Annotated in this window: 14 protein-coding genes; 2 read left to right on the forward strand and 12 right to left on the reverse strand. The window is 53.4% G+C overall.

The features are described 5' to 3' along the window. Nucleotides 1–323, forward strand: a 323-nt coding sequence (locus KQJ18_RS08930; RefSeq protein WP_216421843.1) for a hypothetical protein, incomplete at its 5' end; no start/stop codon positions are given. A gap of 445 nt (nucleotides 324–768) precedes the next feature. Here KQJ18_RS08930 and guaA read toward each other — a convergent pair. Next, nucleotides 769–2,346: a glutamine-hydrolyzing GMP synthase gene (guaA, locus tag KQJ18_RS08935; protein WP_216421844.1), complete on the reverse strand. Its 1,578-nt coding sequence runs from the start codon at nucleotides 2,344–2,346 to the stop codon at nucleotides 769–771. A 69-nt stretch (nucleotides 2,347–2,415) separates the two neighbouring features. After that, nucleotides 2,416–3,882 carry an IMP dehydrogenase gene (gene guaB / locus KQJ18_RS08940; RefSeq protein WP_038642597.1) on the reverse strand — a complete coding sequence of 489 codons (1,467 nt, stop codon included), beginning with the start codon at nucleotides 3,880–3,882 and terminating at the stop codon, nucleotides 2,416–2,418. A 160-nt stretch (nucleotides 3,883–4,042) separates the two neighbouring features. On the opposite strand from guaB, the gene xseA reads away from it, so the two are divergent. After that, nucleotides 4,043–5,416, forward strand: coding sequence for an exodeoxyribonuclease VII large subunit (gene xseA / locus KQJ18_RS08945; RefSeq protein WP_160956109.1), 1,374 nt, complete (start codon nucleotides 4,043–4,045; stop codon nucleotides 5,414–5,416). Here xseA and KQJ18_RS08950 read toward each other — a convergent pair. The 10 genes from KQJ18_RS08950 to ndk form a co-directional block, all read right to left on the reverse strand. Then, the gene (locus KQJ18_RS08950) at nucleotides 5,413–5,628 is read right to left on the reverse strand and encodes a zinc ribbon domain-containing protein (RefSeq protein ID WP_074458516.1); all 216 of its coding nucleotides are present in this window, start codon (nucleotides 5,626–5,628) and stop codon (nucleotides 5,413–5,415) included. The two genes, xseA and KQJ18_RS08950, sit on opposite strands and share 4 nt — an antisense overlap. 139 nt (nucleotides 5,629–5,767) lie before the next feature. Then, nucleotides 5,768–7,309 carry a peptide MFS transporter gene (locus KQJ18_RS08955; RefSeq protein ID WP_216421845.1) on the reverse strand — a complete coding sequence of 514 codons (1,542 nt, stop codon included), beginning with the start codon at nucleotides 7,307–7,309 and terminating at the stop codon, nucleotides 5,768–5,770. Nucleotides 7,310–7,608: 299 nt separating this feature from the next. Then, nucleotides 7,609–9,081 (reverse strand): ribosome biogenesis GTPase Der, encoded by a 1,473-nt coding sequence (gene der / locus KQJ18_RS08960; protein ID WP_038642605.1) that lies wholly within the window; start codon nucleotides 9,079–9,081, stop codon nucleotides 7,609–7,611. 117 nt (nucleotides 9,082–9,198) lie between these two features. Beyond that, on the reverse strand, nucleotides 9,199–10,377 hold the full coding sequence (bamB, locus tag KQJ18_RS08965) for an outer membrane protein assembly factor BamB (protein WP_069324460.1): 1,179 nt from the start codon (nucleotides 10,375–10,377) through the stop codon (nucleotides 9,199–9,201). Between the two features lie 10 nt (nucleotides 10,378–10,387). Continuing rightward, nucleotides 10,388–11,008, reverse strand: a complete 621-nt coding sequence (locus tag KQJ18_RS08970; protein WP_038642608.1) for a YfgM family protein — start codon at nucleotides 11,006–11,008, stop codon at nucleotides 10,388–10,390. A 13-nt stretch (nucleotides 11,009–11,021) separates the two neighbouring features. Next, on the reverse strand, nucleotides 11,022–12,296 hold the full coding sequence (gene hisS / locus KQJ18_RS08975) for a histidine--tRNA ligase (RefSeq protein ID WP_069324459.1): 1,275 nt from the start codon (nucleotides 12,294–12,296) through the stop codon (nucleotides 11,022–11,024). Between the two features lie 110 nt (nucleotides 12,297–12,406). After that, on the reverse strand, nucleotides 12,407–13,525 hold the full coding sequence (ispG, locus tag KQJ18_RS08980) for a flavodoxin-dependent (E)-4-hydroxy-3-methylbut-2-enyl-diphosphate synthase (protein WP_016154000.1): 1,119 nt from the start codon (nucleotides 13,523–13,525) through the stop codon (nucleotides 12,407–12,409). 26 nt (nucleotides 13,526–13,551) lie between these two features. Next, a complete protein-coding gene (rodZ, locus tag KQJ18_RS08985; RefSeq protein ID WP_216421846.1) occupies nucleotides 13,552–14,541 on the reverse strand; it encodes a cytoskeleton protein RodZ in 990 nt (329 codons plus the stop codon). Nucleotides 14,542–14,826: 285 nt separating this feature from the next. Then, on the reverse strand, nucleotides 14,827–15,993 hold the full coding sequence (locus KQJ18_RS08990) for a bifunctional tRNA (adenosine(37)-C2)-methyltransferase TrmG/ribosomal RNA large subunit methyltransferase RlmN (RefSeq protein WP_003037713.1): 1,167 nt from the start codon (nucleotides 15,991–15,993) through the stop codon (nucleotides 14,827–14,829). 250 nt (nucleotides 15,994–16,243) lie between these two features. Then, nucleotides 16,244–16,675 carry a nucleoside-diphosphate kinase gene (gene ndk / locus KQJ18_RS08995; protein ID WP_003037710.1) on the reverse strand — a complete coding sequence of 144 codons (432 nt, stop codon included), beginning with the start codon at nucleotides 16,673–16,675 and terminating at the stop codon, nucleotides 16,244–16,246. Nucleotides 16,676–16,713 lie beyond the last annotated feature (38 nt).

Consider the following 16,713-nt stretch of genomic DNA (forward strand, 5'->3'; position numbering starts at 1 on the left):
ACGGCAACCAAGAATTTGTCCTGACAAGCGAAGTCTATTTAAAAGAACTGAATGCCAGCAACGGCATATTTCAGCAATGGGAAAAAATAAAACGTAAAGTCGCCCATCATCTCAGCAAGATGAAGCCGTTATTTGAACGAGCAAGCAGCACCCAGGCAAATGCCTTACAGGTAGAACGCAAGCTAAATCAAACGGATAATCTGCTTAACACTGATAACGTTTTACTTACACAACTCGGCGAACGCATCCAGGCAGCCCAATCACCGCAGGTATTGTTAGAGATTGTGGATAATAAGGTGCTGAGAGGTCGCTTTTTGCGTTAGCACACCGACGCTAACTAACCGTCCAGAATTGGCTATACAATACGAGATGTCGCGGCTGGAAGCAGCGGCATCTCATCAACCAAGCGGGTGAAGGCGTGCTGGCTGTGATTTCCACAAATTATTGATATTTGGCAATCTCATTCTAATGACGATCAACTTGAAATATACGCTGTAAATTCCGCAAAGAATATATCCAGTTTTAGTAATAAGCAGGACATGGAGTCCCCGAAGTAATCAATATGGATATTCATTATTATTAAATGACTTTATTATTAAATGACTTTCTTTATGACTCGACCTGGTTCGACGATTACGTCAAATTTACCGTCAGGAACTGTGCGCCGCATAGAAAATTCATGAATGTACACAAATAAAAACCCCCTGTAAAAACAGAGGGTCAATTGCAGTTTTACCTGTTCATGAAAACTCAGGAAAGGTTATCGGCTTATTCCCACTCAATCGTGGCTGGCGGCTTACCGCTGATGTCATACACCACGCGAGAAATGCCGTTCACTTCGTTGATGATGCGGTTAGAGACGCGGCCTAAGAAGTCATACGGCAGGTGCGCCCAGTGTGCGGTCATAAAGTCGATAGTTTCGACCGCGCGCAGAGAGACAACCCAGTCATATTTACGGCCATCGCCCATCACGCCAACGGAACGTACCGGCAGGAACACGGTAAACGCCTGGCTGACTTTGTTGTACAGGTCAGCTTTGTGCAGCTCTTCAATGAAGATAGCGTCCGCACGACGCAGCAGGTCGCAGTACTCTTTCTTCACTTCACCCAGCACACGAACGCCGAGACCCGGGCCCGGGAACGGGTGACGGTACAGCATGTCGTACGGCAGGCCCAGTTCCAGACCGATTTTGCGCACTTCGTCTTTGAACAGCTCACGCAGCGGCTCAACCAGCCCCATCTTCATCTCTTTCGGCAGGCCGCCCACGTTGTGGTGAGATTTGATGACGTGTGCTTTACCGGTCGCGGAAGCGGCAGATTCGATTACGTCAGGATAGATAGTCCCCTGCGCCAGCCACTTCACATCTTCCAGCTTCAGCGCTTCTTCGTCGAACACTTCAACGAACACACGGCCGATGATCTTACGTTTGGCTTCCGGATCGTTCTCGCCTTTCAGCGCTTCCAGGAAGCGCGATTCGCCTTCCACGTGAACAATGTTCAGACCAAAGTGGTCGCCGAACATGTCCATCACCTGCTGGGCTTCGTTCAGACGCAGCAGACCGTTGTCCACGAACACGCAGGTCAGGTTTTTACCGATTGCGCGGTGCAGCAGCATCGCGGTGACGGAAGAATCCACGCCGCCGGAAAGACCGAGGATCACTTTGTCGTCGCCAACCTGCTCGCGAATACGGACAACGGCATCGTCGATGATTTTCGCCGGAGTCCACAGCGCTTCACACTGGCAGATATCGCGTACGAAGCGTTCCAGCATACGCATACCCTGACGGGTGTGGGTTACTTCCGGGTGGAACTGCACGCCGTAGAAGCGTTTTTCTTCGTGCGCCATAATGGCGAACGGGCAGGTCTCGGTGCTGGCAACGGTGACGAAACCTTCCGGGATCGCGGTTACTTTGTCGCCGTGACTCATCCATACGTCGAGCAGCGGTTTGCCGTCGGCGGTCAGAGAATCTTCGATACCGCGAATCAGCACGCTGTCGGTCTGTACCTCAACCTGGGCGTAGCCGAATTCACGCTCGTTAGAACCTTCAACGTGGCCGCCCAACTGCATTGCCATGGTCTGCATACCGTAGCAGACGCCGAAGACCGGCACACCGGCGTTGAAGACATACTCAGGCGCACGCGGGCTGTTTGCTTCGGTGGTGCTTTCCGGGCCACCGGAGAGGATGATGCCGCTCGGGTTGAACTCACGGATTTGTGCTTCAGTAACATCCCATGCCCACAGTTCACAGTAGACGCCCAGTTCACGTACGCGACGTGCAACCAGTTGGGTGTACTGCGATCCGAAATCGAGGATGAGAATGCGATGTTTATGAATATTGTCTGTCATTTGACGATAATTCCGAGGCAAGTGAAACAATAACAAAACGCCCGGTTTAAAACCGGGCGCGGAAACTTATCAGGAGCCCAAGCGGTAGTTCGGGGACTCTTTGGTAATGGTCACGTCGTGAACGTGGCTTTCCTGGATACCCGCACCGCTGATACGCACAAATTCAGCCTTCGTACGCAGCAGGTCGATGGTACCACAACCGGTCAGACCCATACAGGAACGCAAGCCACCCATCTGCTGGTGAATGATCTCTTTCAGGCGGCCTTTATACGCTACGCGGCCTTCGATACCTTCCGGCACCAGTTTGTCAGCGGCGTTGTCGCTCTGGAAGTAACGGTCGGAGGAACCTTTGGACATCGCGCCCAGGGAGCCCATACCGCGGTAGGATTTGTAAGAACGGCCCTGATACAGTTCGATTTCGCCCGGAGACTCTTCGGTACCCGCCAGCATAGAGCCAACCATGACGGCAGCGGCGCCAGCGGCAATCGCTTTAGCGATGTCGCCGGAGAAACGGATACCGCCGTCGGCGATAACTGGAATACCGGTACCTTCCAGCGCTTCAACCGCGTCTGAAACGGCAGTGATCTGCGGAACGCCCACGCCAGTGACGATACGGGTAGTACAGATGGAGCCAGGGCCGATACCGACTTTCACCGCGCTGCAACCAGCTTCGGCGAGTGCGCGAGCGCCAGCGCCAGTGGCGACGTTACCGCCGATGATTTGCAGGTCAGGATATTTAGCACGGGTTTCACGGATACGTTGCAGCACGCCTTCAGAGTGACCGTGAGAGGAATCGATCAACAGTACGTCAACGCCGGCAGCAACCAGCGCGTCAACACGTTCTTCGTTACCTGCACCTGCGCCTACAGCCGCGCCGACACGCAGACGACCATGCTCGTCTTTACATGAGTTCGGTTTACGTTCTGCTTTCTGGAAATCTTTAACGGTGATCATGCCGAGCAGGTGGAAGCTGTCATCAACAACCAGCGCTTTCTCAACGCGCTTCTCGTGCATTTTGGCCAGCACGACATCACGCGCTTCACCTTCACGAACGGTCACCAGGCGCTCTTTCGGCGTCATGTATACGCTAACCGGCTGGTTCAGGTCAGTCACAAAGCGCACGTCACGACCGGTGATGATGCCAACCAGCTCGTTGTCTTCAGTCACTACCGGGTAACCCGCAAAACCGTTACGTTCAGTCAGTTCTTTTACTTCACGCAGGGTGGTGGTTGGCAGCACTGTCTGCGGGTCGGTTACCACGCCAGATTCGTGTTTTTTCACGCGGCGGACTTCTTCAGCCTGGCGCTCGATAGACATGTTCTTGTGGATAAAACCGATGCCGCCTTCCTGTGCCAGGGCAATCGCCAGGCGCGCTTCCGTCACGGTATCCATTGCTGCGGAGAGCATAGGAATGTTCAGGCGAATCGTTTTGGTCAGCTGAGTGCTAAGGTCAGCCGTGTTCGGCAGAACGGTAGAATGAGCGGGAACGAGGAGGACGTCGTCAAACGTCAGGGCTTCTTTTGCGATACGTAGCATGGGCAATATCTCACCTGGGAGGTTATTAAATATTGCCGCGGCATTATACAGAGCGTAACCGATTGCATCCACACTTTTTTGCAAAAAAACCTTGCGCTCCTCTGTGAGCATGTTACTTTCGACTGAATAACCTGCTGATTTAGAATTTGATCCCGCTCACATGTTATCCTCTCAGACCGCCTCAATTTTTACCGTAAGCCGCCTGAATCAGACGGTTCGTCTGCTGCTTGAGCAGGAGATGGGACAAGTGTGGATCAGCGGCGAAATATCGAATTTCACCCAGCCCTCTTCCGGCCACTGGTACTTCACCTTAAAAGACGATAACGCCCAGGTGCGCTGCGCGATGTTCCGCAACAGCAACCGCCGGGTGACGTTCCGTCCGCAGCACGGTCAGCAGGTACTGGTACGCGCCAACATCACGCTGTACGAACCGCGCGGCGATTACCAGATAATTGTTGAGAGCATGCAGCCCGCGGGCGAAGGGCTATTACAGCAGAAGTATGAACAACTGAAAGCCAAACTGCAGGCGGAAGGGTTGTTCGATCAGCAATATAAGCAGCCGCTGCCCTCCCCGGCCCACTGTGTCGGGGTGGTTACCTCGAAAACCGGCGCGGCGCTGCACGATATTCTCCACGTTCTTAAACGCCGCGATCCGTCGCTGCCGGTAGTTATCTACCCTACCGCGGTACAGGGCGACGACGCGCCGGGGCAAATCGTTCGCGCCATTGAACTGGCAAACGCGCGCGGCGAGTGCGACGTGTTAATCGTCGGGCGCGGCGGCGGCTCGCTGGAAGATTTATGGAGTTTTAACGACGAACGCGTGGCGCGCGCAATATTTGCCAGCCGCATTCCAGTGGTTAGCGCCGTCGGCCACGAAACCGACGTCACTATCGCCGATTTTGTCGGCGACCTGCGCGCGCCGACGCCGTCGGCGGCGGCGGAAATCGTCAGCCGTAACCAGCAAGAGCTGCTGCGTCAGGTGCAGTCTGCCCAGCAGCGTCTGGGCATGGCGATGGATTACTACCTCGCCAACCGCACCCGTCGTTTCACGCAGCTTTTCCACCGCCTCCAGCAGCAGCACCCGCAGTTGCGTCTGGCGCGCCAGCAAACTTCTCTGGAACGGCTGCGTCAGCGCATGAGCAGCGCGCTGGAAAACCAAATAAAGCAGGCGAATCAGCGCCAGCAACGTATGCTGCAGCGACTGAATCAACAAAATCCACAGCCCCGCATTTATCGCGCACAAGCCCGTATTCAGCAGTTGGAATATCGTCTGATGGAGAATGTACGCACACGTATAAGCGAACAGCGAGAGCGTTTCGGCAACGCGGTTACCCATCTCGAAGCGGTCAGTCCGCTGGCGACGCTGGCGCGCGGCTACAGCGTTTCTACCACCACGGGCGGCGGCGTACTGAAACAGATCAAACAAGTCAGCGCAGGCGATGTCATCACCACCCGACTAGCAGATGGCTGGGTGGAAAGCGAAGTGAGGGGCGTAACGGCGGCGAAAAAAACGCGGAAGAAAAAGCCGGTTTAAACCGGCACATACTCCACGCGTTTTTTCGAAATCAGCCCATGGCCATGCTGACAGAAATAATCCACCGCGCCACAAGCCTTGAGTACTTCGAGTGGTTGATGGCACTCTGGGCAACGTGCTTCCAGTTGAAAATCTTTTTGGCAACTCTCACAGCGCGCCGCACCGTTTTGTGGCTCCAGTTCAGCGTGGCAATCCGGACAAATGATAGACATTGCAACTCCAGTACAGAGATCGATTCTTGCGTTGAGTTTAACACGCTGCGCTGAATGTCGCCCAGGTCCAACAAAACGTCATACCTCATCAATTGAATGACCGGGGCATAGTTTCTGCCCCGGCATAATCGAGGTGTTATCAGGCGCTGGTTGCCGGTTTAGTTTGCGTATTTTCCAGCATGCGACGAATGGGAACAATAAGGACAATCAGGACCGCGGCGCAGATCAGCAGCGCAATCGAGCAGCGAGCGAAGAGATCCGGCAGCATATCCAGTTGGTCAGCCTTCACATGACCGCCAATCAGACCTGCGGCCAGGTTACCCAGCGCACTGGCACAGAACCACAGGCCCATCATTTGCCCACGCATTCTTTCCGGCGCCAGCAGCGTCATGGTCGCCAGACCGATCGGGCTCAGACACAGCTCGCCAAGCGTCAGCATCAGGATACTGCCTACCAGCCAGAATGGAGAAACGCCCGCTCCGCCGTTGCTGAGAACGTTTTGCGCCGCCAGCATCATCAGGCCAAAGCCTGCCGCCGCACACAAAATACCGATAACGAACTTAGTGATGCTGCTCGGGCGAATGTTCATACTCGCCAGCTTCGGCCACGCCCAACTAAATACCGGCGCCAGCAGGATGATAAACAGGGCGTTTATCGACTGGAACCAAACCGCCGGAATTTCAAAATCACCGATCATACGGTTAGTGTAGTCGTTGGCGAACAGGTTGAACGAGGTGGGTTTTTGCTCAAACGCCGACCAGAAGAATGCGGCGGAAACCAGCAGGATAAAGCAAACCAGCAGTCTGGCGCGCTCTTTGCGATTCAGGCCGGCAAAGATGAACAGGTAGATAAAGTAGAGCGCAACAGAGGCGGCAATCACGTACACCAGTATGCTGGCAACCGCGACCGGATTAATCACAATCACGCCCTGCGCAATCAGCGTAACGATAATCGCCACACCGACAGCCAGCGCGAGTAGCCATGCGCCCACACCGTTACGCTTCACTACCGGGCTGTTCCAGGTCGAGTCCAGTCCCACTTCGCTGTCGTAGCGTTTCATCGACGGAACGGCAAACACACGGAAGATGATTAACGCCACCAGCATGCCGATACCACCGATACCAAAGCCCCAATGCCAGCCATGGGTTTTAATCAACCAACCGGAGATCAAGGGGGCGATGAATGACCCCATATTGATGCCCATGTAAAACAGCGAGAAACCGCCATCACGACGCGCATCGCCTTTTTTATACAATGTGCCAACCATGACCGAAATACAGGTCTTAAACAGACCGGAACCGAGCACGATAAACATCAGGCCGATAAAGAACAGGTTGTTACCCATAATGGCCGAAAGCGCAATCGACAGATGACCAAGCGCAATCAGGATGGAACCGTACCATACGGCTTTCTGTTGGCCGAGCCAGTTATCCGCCAGCCAACCACCAGGCAGCGCGGCGAGATACATCGTACCGGCAAAAATACCCACAATCGCCGAGGCGTTTTCACGCGCCAGCCCCATGCCGCCGTCATAGACGGTAGCCGCCATAAACAGGATCAGTAATGGGCGAATGCCATAAAACGAGAAACGCTCCCACATCTCTGTGAAGAACAGCGAGCCGAGCGGATAAGGATGGCCGAAGAAAGTTCGGCTTTCTTTTTGATTAACAGAGGATAGCATAATTCTCCCGAAAGTTATGTCGTCGTGCGTGTATACACCGCATGTACGCCAGCCAGTTACGTATCTGACCGATTTTTTACATGCGGCGAAAAGTTATTTAACCATTTGATAACCTAAGACTAGTTTTGTCTAGTACCACCCCCCGGACTTTAAGATGAAAACTCGACAAATGTCTACTTTCTTAGATTTAAACTTGGTAAAAAACGAATAGTGATTGACATCGCACGGTCAGAAGCTGGCGATGGAATACCGAAAAAAAACCCGCGACAAGCGCGGGTTTTTATCAACATCAGCAACGATTATTTGCTTTTTTTAATGTGCTTAATCAAACGTTTACGTTTACGCATCTGGGTCGGCGTCAGCGTATTACGTTTATTCGCAAACGGGTTTTCCCCTTCTTTGAACTGAATGCGGATCGGAGTCCCCATCACGTCCAGAGTTTTGCGGAAGTAGTTCATCAGATAGCGCTTATATGAATCCGGCAGATCTTTCACCTGATTGCCATGAATCACCACGATCGGCGGGTTATAACCACCGGCATGGGCATATTTCAGCTTCACGCGACGACCACGTACCAGCGGCGGCTGATGATCTTCTACCGCCATGGTCATGATACGCGTCAGCATCGCGGTACTAACGCGACGAGTGGAGCTGTCGTACGCTTCGCGGACCGATTCAAACAGATTACCGACACCGCTACCGTGCAGCGCAGAGATAAAGTGTACGCGCGCAAAATCAATAAAGCCCAGACGGAAGTCCAGCGTTTCCTTGACCTGCTCTTTCACTTCCTGCGTCAGGCCGTCCCATTTGTTGACGACAATAACAAGTGAGCGCCCACTATTGAGGATAAAGCCCAGCAGCGACAGGTCCTGATCGGAAATACCTTCCCGCGCATCAATCACCAGCATGACCACGTTGGCATCTTCAATCGCCTGCAGCGTTTTGATGACTGAGAATTTTTCTACCGCTTCGGTAATTTTCCCGCGCTTACGCACGCCAGCGGTGTCGATCAGCACATATTCACGTTCGTCGCGTTGCATCGGAATATAAATGCTGTCACGCGTGGTCCCTGGCATGTCGTAAACCACCACGCGGTCTTCGCCGAGGATACGGTTAGTCAGTGTGGACTTACCTACGTTCGGACGCCCGACAATCGCCAGCTTGATCGGCAGATCCTGCGGGTTGAAGTCGTCTTCAGGCTCTTCTTCACCGTTTTCTTTGGCTTCCAGTTGCGCCCAATATTCCGCATCTTCATCGACTTCTTCCTGCGGTGCAACGTCATCCATCCACGGCAGCAGAACATGCTCCAGCAGGCTGAGAACGCCGCGACCATGGGAGGCAGCAATCGGATAAATTTCACCCAGACCCAGCGAGTAGAAATCAACAACCGCCTGATCGGGATCCAGTCCGTCCGTTTTGTTGGCCACCAGGAACGTCGGTTTCTGGCGTGAACGCAGATGTTTAGCAATGGCTTCATCCGCTGGCATCAGGCCAGCACGCGCATCCACCATAAACAGTACAACGTCCGCTTCTTCGATAGCCAACAGAGACTGTTCAGCCATGCGGGTTTCAACACCGTCTTCCGTACCATCAATACCGCCGGTATCAATACAGATAAACTCGCGGCCTTCAATTTCCGCACGACCGTACTTACGGTCACGAGTCAGACCCGGGAAATCCGCAACCAGCGCATCTCGGGTGCGAGTTAGACGGTTAAATAACGTGGATTTGCCAACGTTAGGGCGCCCGACAAGCGCGACCACAGGTACCATGTTTAAAGCCTCATTTAAAAAATCATCAGACAACGCGCACATTTTTGCGCCGTTGTTAAAAACAGTAAAACGGCCCCTGCACCAGGAGCCGTTTTTCAAAGCGAGCGGCCAGGACGATTAACGCGTAATGGAGTACAGCGTACCGTCTTTCGCCTGGATCAGCAGTTTACCATCCGCAGAGACTGGCTCGGTCAGGAAACCGGAGCTGTCGACTTTCTGCTGGGCAACAAAGCGACCATCTTCAACGTTAATCCAGTGCAGGTAGCCTTCGCTATCGCCCACAACCAAATTGCCGTTATACAATGCCGGAGACGTCAGCAGACGGTGCAACAGATCGCTTTGCGTCCACAGCGTCACACCGCCGTCGGTGGTCAGCGCCAGTATGCGGTCGTTCTGATCGACCAGGTAGATACGGTTTCCATCGACGATGAAATCATTTACCGAGCCCAGTTCACGTTTCCACATAATCTGGCCACTGCGCAGATCGAGCGCGGTCAGGTTACCATTATAAGCCAGCGCGTAAACAACGCCATTGACGATAACCGGCGTGGTATCAACGTCACTCAGACGATCGATTTCCGTTGGGCCTGTCGCCTGAGAAATACGTTGCTGCCAAATCATCTGGCCCTGCTGCATCAGCACGGCGCTTACGCGACCGTTATCACCACCAACAATTGCTGCGCCAAAGGCCGTCGCAGGGGCAGATTCGCCACGCAGAGACAGGGATGGCATGTCGAGGTTAACGGTCCACTTGATGGCGCCGTCAGCTTCGTTCAACGCCTGCAATTGACCGTTGCTGGTGTGGATTAATACCATACCATCGCTCACAACCGGACGGGACAGCGCTTCACCGGCAACTTTCGTTTGCCATGCGGTGGTACCGTCGCTGGTATTCAACGCATACACCTGCGCTTTTTCACTGCCAATGTAAACATGACCACCGGACACGGTTACGCCGCCAGAAAGCTGTGCAGATGCACGGGAGAACCAACCGTCTTTCTCACCCAGATTAACAGACCACACTTCTTTGCCGTCGTCTGCGTTCAGCGCTTTCACGACACCTGCGCGATCGGCTGCATAGACAACGTTATCCGCCAGCGCAGGATGAAGATTGGAATAGAAATCACCAATACCGTTGCCCACGGAAGTGCTCCAGTCCGTAGACGGAGTAAACTGGTTTTCAACCACCGGCAATGGGGACATCTTAACGACATCTTCTTCGCCACTAAACAGTGAACAGCCGCTCAATAGGGTAACGGAAAGCAGCCCTGGCAGAAGTAATTTACGCAATTGCATCGGGTCCCTCTCAGATGGACAAATTATTGATTTTCATCTGCATCATTTCGCTCAGAGCAGGAGAGGCATCGCTTTTCACACCCGCTTCCCATGCGCTACGCGCACCTTGTTTGTCGCCCTTGCTCAGCAACGCTTCACCGCGCAGATCGGCAACAATGGCCGTCCACCCTTCACCTTTAATGGTGTCGAGTGTTTTCAGCGCGGTATCAGCCTGTTTAAGCTGAACCTGAACACGAGCCAGACGCAGGTTAATCACCGCTTTGAGATTCTCATCGCTGGTTGCAGCCAGGCCTTGTTGCAGCTGGCTTGCAGCTTTCTCAAGTTCATTTTGGTCAACAAACTGCTGCGCAAGTTCCAGTGAAGCTAACGCGCCGTAGGTATTTTTATTCTCTGCTGCAAATTTCTCTGCCGCAGGAATGCTATCCGCTTTACCCGCGCTAACCGCGGTCACCGTATTTTGGTATGCCAGAGAAGCAGAGCGTGCGGACTCCGTCTGATGGCTGGTCCAGTAACGCCAGCCAACCAGTGCGCCAACCCCTAAAATTATCCCAACCGCCAGCGCTTTGCCGTTTTCGGCAAAGAAGCGTTTTACCGCATCAACCTGGTCGTGTTCGTTCTCGTAAATTTCCACGCTGTCCTTCTCCTTAGCCCAGTAGAGTGCGCAAATGCGCGGCAACGCCATCCTGCGCTACTGCTGTTTGCTCACCAGAGCGCAAATCCTTCACTACAACAGTACCGTCAGCCACTTCGGACTCACCCAGTACCAGTGCAACGCGGGCGCCCCACTTATCGGCACGGGCAAACTGTTTCTTAAAGTTGCCGCCGCCGTGGTTGGTCATCAGTTTCACACCAGGAACTTCATCACGCAGACGTTCCGCAAGCCGCATTGCCGCCGACTGCGTGTCTGTGCCTGAAGCAACCAGGTATATATCGACAACAGGGGAGGCAATAAATTCCGGATTCACTGCCTGAACTAATAAAACAAGGCGTTCCAGGCCCATGGCGAAGCCCACAGCTGGCGTTGCACGACCGCCCAGTTGCTCTACCAGACCGTCGTAACGACCACCGGCACACACGGTGCCCTGCGAGCCCAGACTGCTGGTAACCCACTCAAATACGGTGCGGTTGTAGTAATCAAGACCACGAACCAGACGCTGATTAACGGTGTAGGCAATCCCTGCGGATTCCAGTAGTTTGCACAGACCCGCGAAATGCTCGCGAGAGTCGTCATCGAGATAATCACCCAGCGCAGGTGCGTCGTTGAGCAGCGCCTGCACTTCTGGGTTTTTGGAGTCAAGCACGCGCAGCGGGTTGGTGTACATGCGACGCTTGCAGTCTTCGTCCAGTTTCTCTTTATGCTGTTCCAGATAGGCGACCAGCGCATCACGGTAGTTAGCACGGGCTTCAAGCGAACCAATTGAGTTCAGCTCCAGGCTAACATGTTGAGAAATACCCAGCGCGCGCCACCAGCGAGCGGTCAGCATAATCAGTTCAGCATCAATGTCCGGCCCCTGCAGGCCAAACACTTCGACACCCAACTGATGGAACTGACGATAGCGTCCTTTCTGCGGACGTTCGTGGCGGAACATCGGCCCGATATACCACAGACGCTGTTCCTGATTGTACAGGAGACCATGTTCAATGCCGGCGCGTACGCAGCCCGCAGTCCCTTCAGGACGCAGAGTCAGGCTATCGCCATTTCTGTCCTCAAAGGTATACATCTCTTTTTCAACCACGTCGGTAACTTCACCGATCGCGCGTTTGAATAACGGGGTCTGCTCTACAATCGGCAAGCGGATTTCACTGTAACCGTAGCTACCGAGCACGTTTTTGAGTGTGCCTTCAATGCGCTGCCAGATGGCGGTTTCGCCAGGCAGATAATCGTTCATGCCGCGAATGGCTTGAATGTTTTTTGCCACGTTTATTCTCTTTATGAATATAAAAATGAACCCTCAGCGCTAACCCGAACAATGCGGGCGCCATGCGGGTTCAATCATACACGGGAAGCACGCCGCTTCCCATCACGTTGTTATTTTTCAAGCTGCTGCACGTCGATACGGCGCGCTTCGTCCAGGATACTCGCTTTAGCGCGAATACGAGCTTCAAGCTGTGTGATCATATCGTCGTTGTCGAGTCGGTCCTTACGCACACCGTCTTCGTACAGGCCGCTTTTCTTGTTACCGCCCGTCACGCCCAACGTAGAAACCAGCGCTTCGCCAGGACCGTTTACCACACAGCCGATGATCGAAACATCCATTGGCGTAATGATATCTTCCAGGCGTTGCTCCAACGCGTTAACCGTACCGATAACGTCGAATTCCTGACGTGAGCAGGTTGGACAAGCGATGAAATTGATCCCGCGCGCGCGAATGCGCAGCGATTTCAGAATATCGAAGCCCACTTTGATCTCTTCCACCGGATCGGCAGCCAGAGAAACACGCAGCGTATCGCCGATCCCTTCTGATAGCAGCAACCCTAAACCGATCGCGGATTTCACCGCCCCGCTACGTGCGCCACCGGCTTCGGTGATCCCCAGATGCAGCGGTTGATCGATCTGTTTCGCCAGCAGGCGATAGGATTCTACGGCGAGGAAAACGTCAGAGGCTTTAACGCTGACTTTGAATTGATCGAAGTTCAAACGATCGAGGTGATCCACATGACGCATAGCGGATTCCAGCAGCGCCTGCGGCGTCGGTTCACCGTATTTTTCCTGCAGATCTTTTTCCAGCGATCCGGCGTTTACGCCGATGCGGATAGGAATATTTTTATCACGAGCGCAGTCTACTACCATACGGATGCGCTCTTCATTACCGATATTGCCTGGGTTGATACGCAGACAGTCAACGCCGTATTCCGCCACTTTCAGCGCGATACGGTAGTCGAAGTGAATATCGGCAACCAACGGGACATTAACCTGCTGTTTGATAAGCTTGAACGCTTCTGCAGCATCCATTGTCGGTACAGAGACACGAACAATATCTGCGCCTACGCGTTCCAGCGCTTTGATCTGATTAACCGTCGCTTCCACGTCAGTGGTGCGCGTATTGGTCATAGACTGTACGGCGATGGGCGCGCCATCGCCGATCGGCACGTTCCCAACGTAAATGCGTGTCGATTTTCTACGTTGAATTGGAGCCTGGTTATGCATTAAAAAATCTCCCGCATTGCCGTCTGTTACTGAGCCGGTGATTGTTCGGCATTAACGGTCAGACGTGCAACCTGGTTAGTTCTGATAAAACGACTCAGATCGACAGGTTTACCCTGGAACTGAATCTGCACTGCCGCCGGAGCGCCAATTTTCAGTTTGTACGGCGCCTGACCGGTCAAATTCAGATTACCGTCTTTACGCTGCATACCGCTGAACAATTTTTTACCGGTCGCATCGGTTACTTCCAACCAGCAATCGGCGGTAAAGTTCATTACCAGTGCGTTAGGATCGGCTGCTGGGGTACTTACACCCGCCTGGTCAGTCGGCAGCGGGGCCGCATTTGTTGGCGCTGCGGTTGCGGTATCCACATTGGCCTGAGACGGCGCTACAACAGCATTCTGTTGCGTATCCGCGGCTGGCGCCGGGGTTGCAGGAGCATCCGTCGATGGCGCGGCGTCCGCCACTGCGCCATCATCTGCAGTCGGCGTCGTCTCCTGACCTGCTGCGGCGCTGGTATCTAACGGTACATTCTGCGCAGTGTCTTTACCGGCATTCAGCTCAGCAGAAGATTGATCGGCCATGGTGCTGATCTCTTCCTGCTGCGCTTTATGGTTCTGCCACCACCAGGCGCCTGTCAGTCCGACAACGACAAACAGCACCAGCCAGGTGAAGGTCATTAACCAGCCATCGCGCTTTTTACGACGCTTACCGAGCGAGAAGCTCTGCATCGGCGCGACTTTAGCAGGGCGAACTGGAGCCTGTTTTTCCAGCCCTGGCAACAGTTCTTCTTCAGGAATATGCACCAGACGCGCATAAGAACGGATGTACCCACGCAGGAATGTTGAAGCGAGATCGGCTGGTGCCTTATCTTCTTCAATATCGCGTACCGTGGAGACCTTCAGGCACAGTCGTTCCGCGACTGCCTGTTGGCTGAATCCGAGTTGTTCACGGGCATTGCGCAGACGAACGCCGGTGGAGAGTGCTTCATTTTTGTCGTGCGTGGCTTCAGTATTCATTCGCTACAGCTGCGTAAATTTGGGTTCTGGCGCCGGCGAGTCACAATGCTCACCCACACCGCGAAACATCTGGTCAGTTAACCTTCGTCAGACAGTATAAAACGGTCAGACTACCAATGACAAAAAAGCGTAAACCTGAGGGCTAAACTCTTGTTGCGCCGTTACATACTGCCTTAAAGTCGACAAAAACGCACCGTTATTATTGACCTGACGACAACAACCAAAGAACCTCACCTGGCTTACATTGCACTACGGTACAAGAATTATACCGTAGTGCGCTCGACATCAAACGGTTTTGATGTCGATAGCATCACCCTGCATACGCTTGCGCAGAGTACGCTTGGTACGGTCGATAACGTCGCCTGCCAATTGGCCGCAGGCTGCATCGATGTCATCGCCACGTGTTTTACGCACGATGGTGGTGAAACCATAGCTCATCAACACTTTGGAGAAACGATCGATACGGCTGTTAGAGCTACGACCATACGGTGCGCCAGGGAACGGGTTCCACGGGATCAGGTTGATCTTACACGGCGTATCTTTCAGCAGTTCAGCCAGTTGATGCGCGTGTTCGGTACCGTCATTGATGTGATCCAACATGACATACTCAATGGTCACACGACCCTGGTTGGCGTTGGATTTCTCCAGATAACGACGCACTGCCCCGAGGAACGTTTCGATATTGTACTTTTTGTTGATAGGCACAATTTCGTCACGAATTTCATCGTTCGGCGCATGCAGAGAGATCGCCAGCGCAACGTCAATCATATCGCCCAGCTTATCCAACGCAGGTACAACCCCTGAGGTGGAAAGCGTAACGCGACGCTTGGACAGCCCGAAACCGAAGTCATCCAGCATGATTTCCATCGCCGGCACCACGTTAGTCAGGTTGAGCAACGGCTCGCCCATCCCCATCATCACCACGTTGGTGATAGGACGAACACCCGTTGCTTTTACTGCGCCGACGATTTTCGCCGCACGCCAAACCTGACCAATGATTTCCGACACTCGCAGGTTACGGTTAAATCCCTGTTGCGCCGTAGAGCAGAATTTACACTCTAATGCACAACCAACCTGTGAAGAAACACACAGGGTCGCACGATCGTCTTCCGGGATATAAACGGTTTCAACGCGCTGATCGCCAACCGCGATAGCCCATTTGATCGTGCCGTCAGAGGAACGCTGCTCTTCCACCACTTCCGGGGCGCGAATTTCAGCGACTTCTTTCAGCTTGTTACGCAGCACCTTATTGATGTCAGTCATGTCATCAAAGTTGTCGCTGCAATAGTGGTACATCCACTTCATGACCTGATCGGCACGAAACGGCTTTTCGCCCATTTCTTTGAAGAATTCGCGCATTTGCTGACGGTTCAGATCCAGCAGGTTAATTTTTCCATTTTTATTTGGAACCGCAGGAATGACGACTTCAGAGGTGTTAACTAATTCAGACATAATTTTTTCCGGCCTCGTTGTTACACGTTGTGGCCCGTGGAGGGTTAAAAAGAAACGCCCCGGCAAGCGGTCTGCTCTTCCGGGGCGTTGCATTGTACAAAGTCTGGCGCAGGGATGCCACGTTTGCACGAAGCATTAGCGAAAATAATATGTAAAGAAAGAACGTAGGCCTGATAAGACGCCTCGCGTCGCCATCAGGCAAAGCAGAGCCGGATGCGCAAACGCTTATCCGGCCTACAGGACGAGCTTATTAGCGCGTACGCGGGCAAACCTCGCCCTCACCGAAGAAATAGGCGATTTCGCGAGCGGCAGATTCAACGGAATCAGAACCGTGAGTCCCGTTTTCGGTGAAGCTGTCAGCGTAGTCGGCACGCAGGGTTCCGGCCAGCGCGTTCGCCGGGTTGGTAGCGCCCAGCAGATCGCGATGACGCTGTACGGCGTTTTCGCTTTCCAGAACGGAAACAACGATCGGACCGGAGGTCATGAATTCAACCAGACCGTCAAAGAACGGTTTGCCGTCGTGCTCAGCATAAAAGCCACGCGCCTGCTCAACGGTCAGGTGCAGCATTTTAGTCCCTACAATCTTGAACCCTGCAGCTTCAAAGCGCGCAAAGATGCTCCCAATAACGTTTTTTGCCACCGCGTTTGGTTTAATGATGGAAAAAGTACGTTCAATAGCCATTGATAACCTCTGTAATATGTTCTGTTGTTGTCTATATA

This window comes from Citrobacter sp. S55_ASV_140, assembly GCF_018919505.1.
Lineage (GTDB): Bacteria > Pseudomonadota > Gammaproteobacteria > Enterobacterales > Enterobacteriaceae > Citrobacter > Citrobacter werkmanii.

What these genes read in the sequence shown, in the direction of transcription:
- guaA (WP_216421844.1), bottom strand. Translation starts at nt 2,346, where the DNA reads ATGACAGACAATATTCATAAACATCGCATTCTCATCCTCGATTTCGGA.
- guaB (WP_038642597.1), bottom strand. Translation starts at nt 3,882, where the DNA reads ATGCTACGTATCGCAAAAGAAGCCCTGACGTTTGACGACGTCCTCCTC.
- xseA (WP_160956109.1), top strand. Translation starts at nt 4,043, where the DNA reads ATGTTATCCTCTCAGACCGCCTCAATTTTTACCGTAAGCCGCCTGAAT.
- KQJ18_RS08950 (WP_074458516.1), bottom strand. Translation starts at nt 5,628, where the DNA reads ATGTCTATCATTTGTCCGGATTGCCACGCTGAACTGGAGCCACAAAAC.
- KQJ18_RS08955 (WP_216421845.1), bottom strand. Translation starts at nt 7,309, where the DNA reads ATGCTATCCTCTGTTAATCAAAAAGAAAGCCGAACTTTCTTCGGCCAT.
- der (WP_038642605.1), bottom strand. Translation starts at nt 9,081, where the DNA reads ATGGTACCTGTGGTCGCGCTTGTCGGGCGCCCTAACGTTGGCAAATCC.
- bamB (WP_069324460.1), bottom strand. Translation starts at nt 10,377, where the DNA reads ATGCAATTGCGTAAATTACTTCTGCCAGGGCTGCTTTCCGTTACCCTA.
- ispG (WP_016154000.1), bottom strand. Translation starts at nt 13,525, where the DNA reads ATGCATAACCAGGCTCCAATTCAACGTAGAAAATCGACACGCATTTAC.
- rodZ (WP_216421846.1), bottom strand. Translation starts at nt 14,541, where the DNA reads ATGAATACTGAAGCCACGCACGACAAAAATGAAGCACTCTCCACCGGC.
- KQJ18_RS08990 (WP_003037713.1), bottom strand. Translation starts at nt 15,993, where the DNA reads ATGTCTGAATTAGTTAACACCTCTGAAGTCGTCATTCCTGCGGTTCCA.
- ndk (WP_003037710.1), bottom strand. Translation starts at nt 16,675, where the DNA reads ATGGCTATTGAACGTACTTTTTCCATCATTAAACCAAACGCGGTGGCA.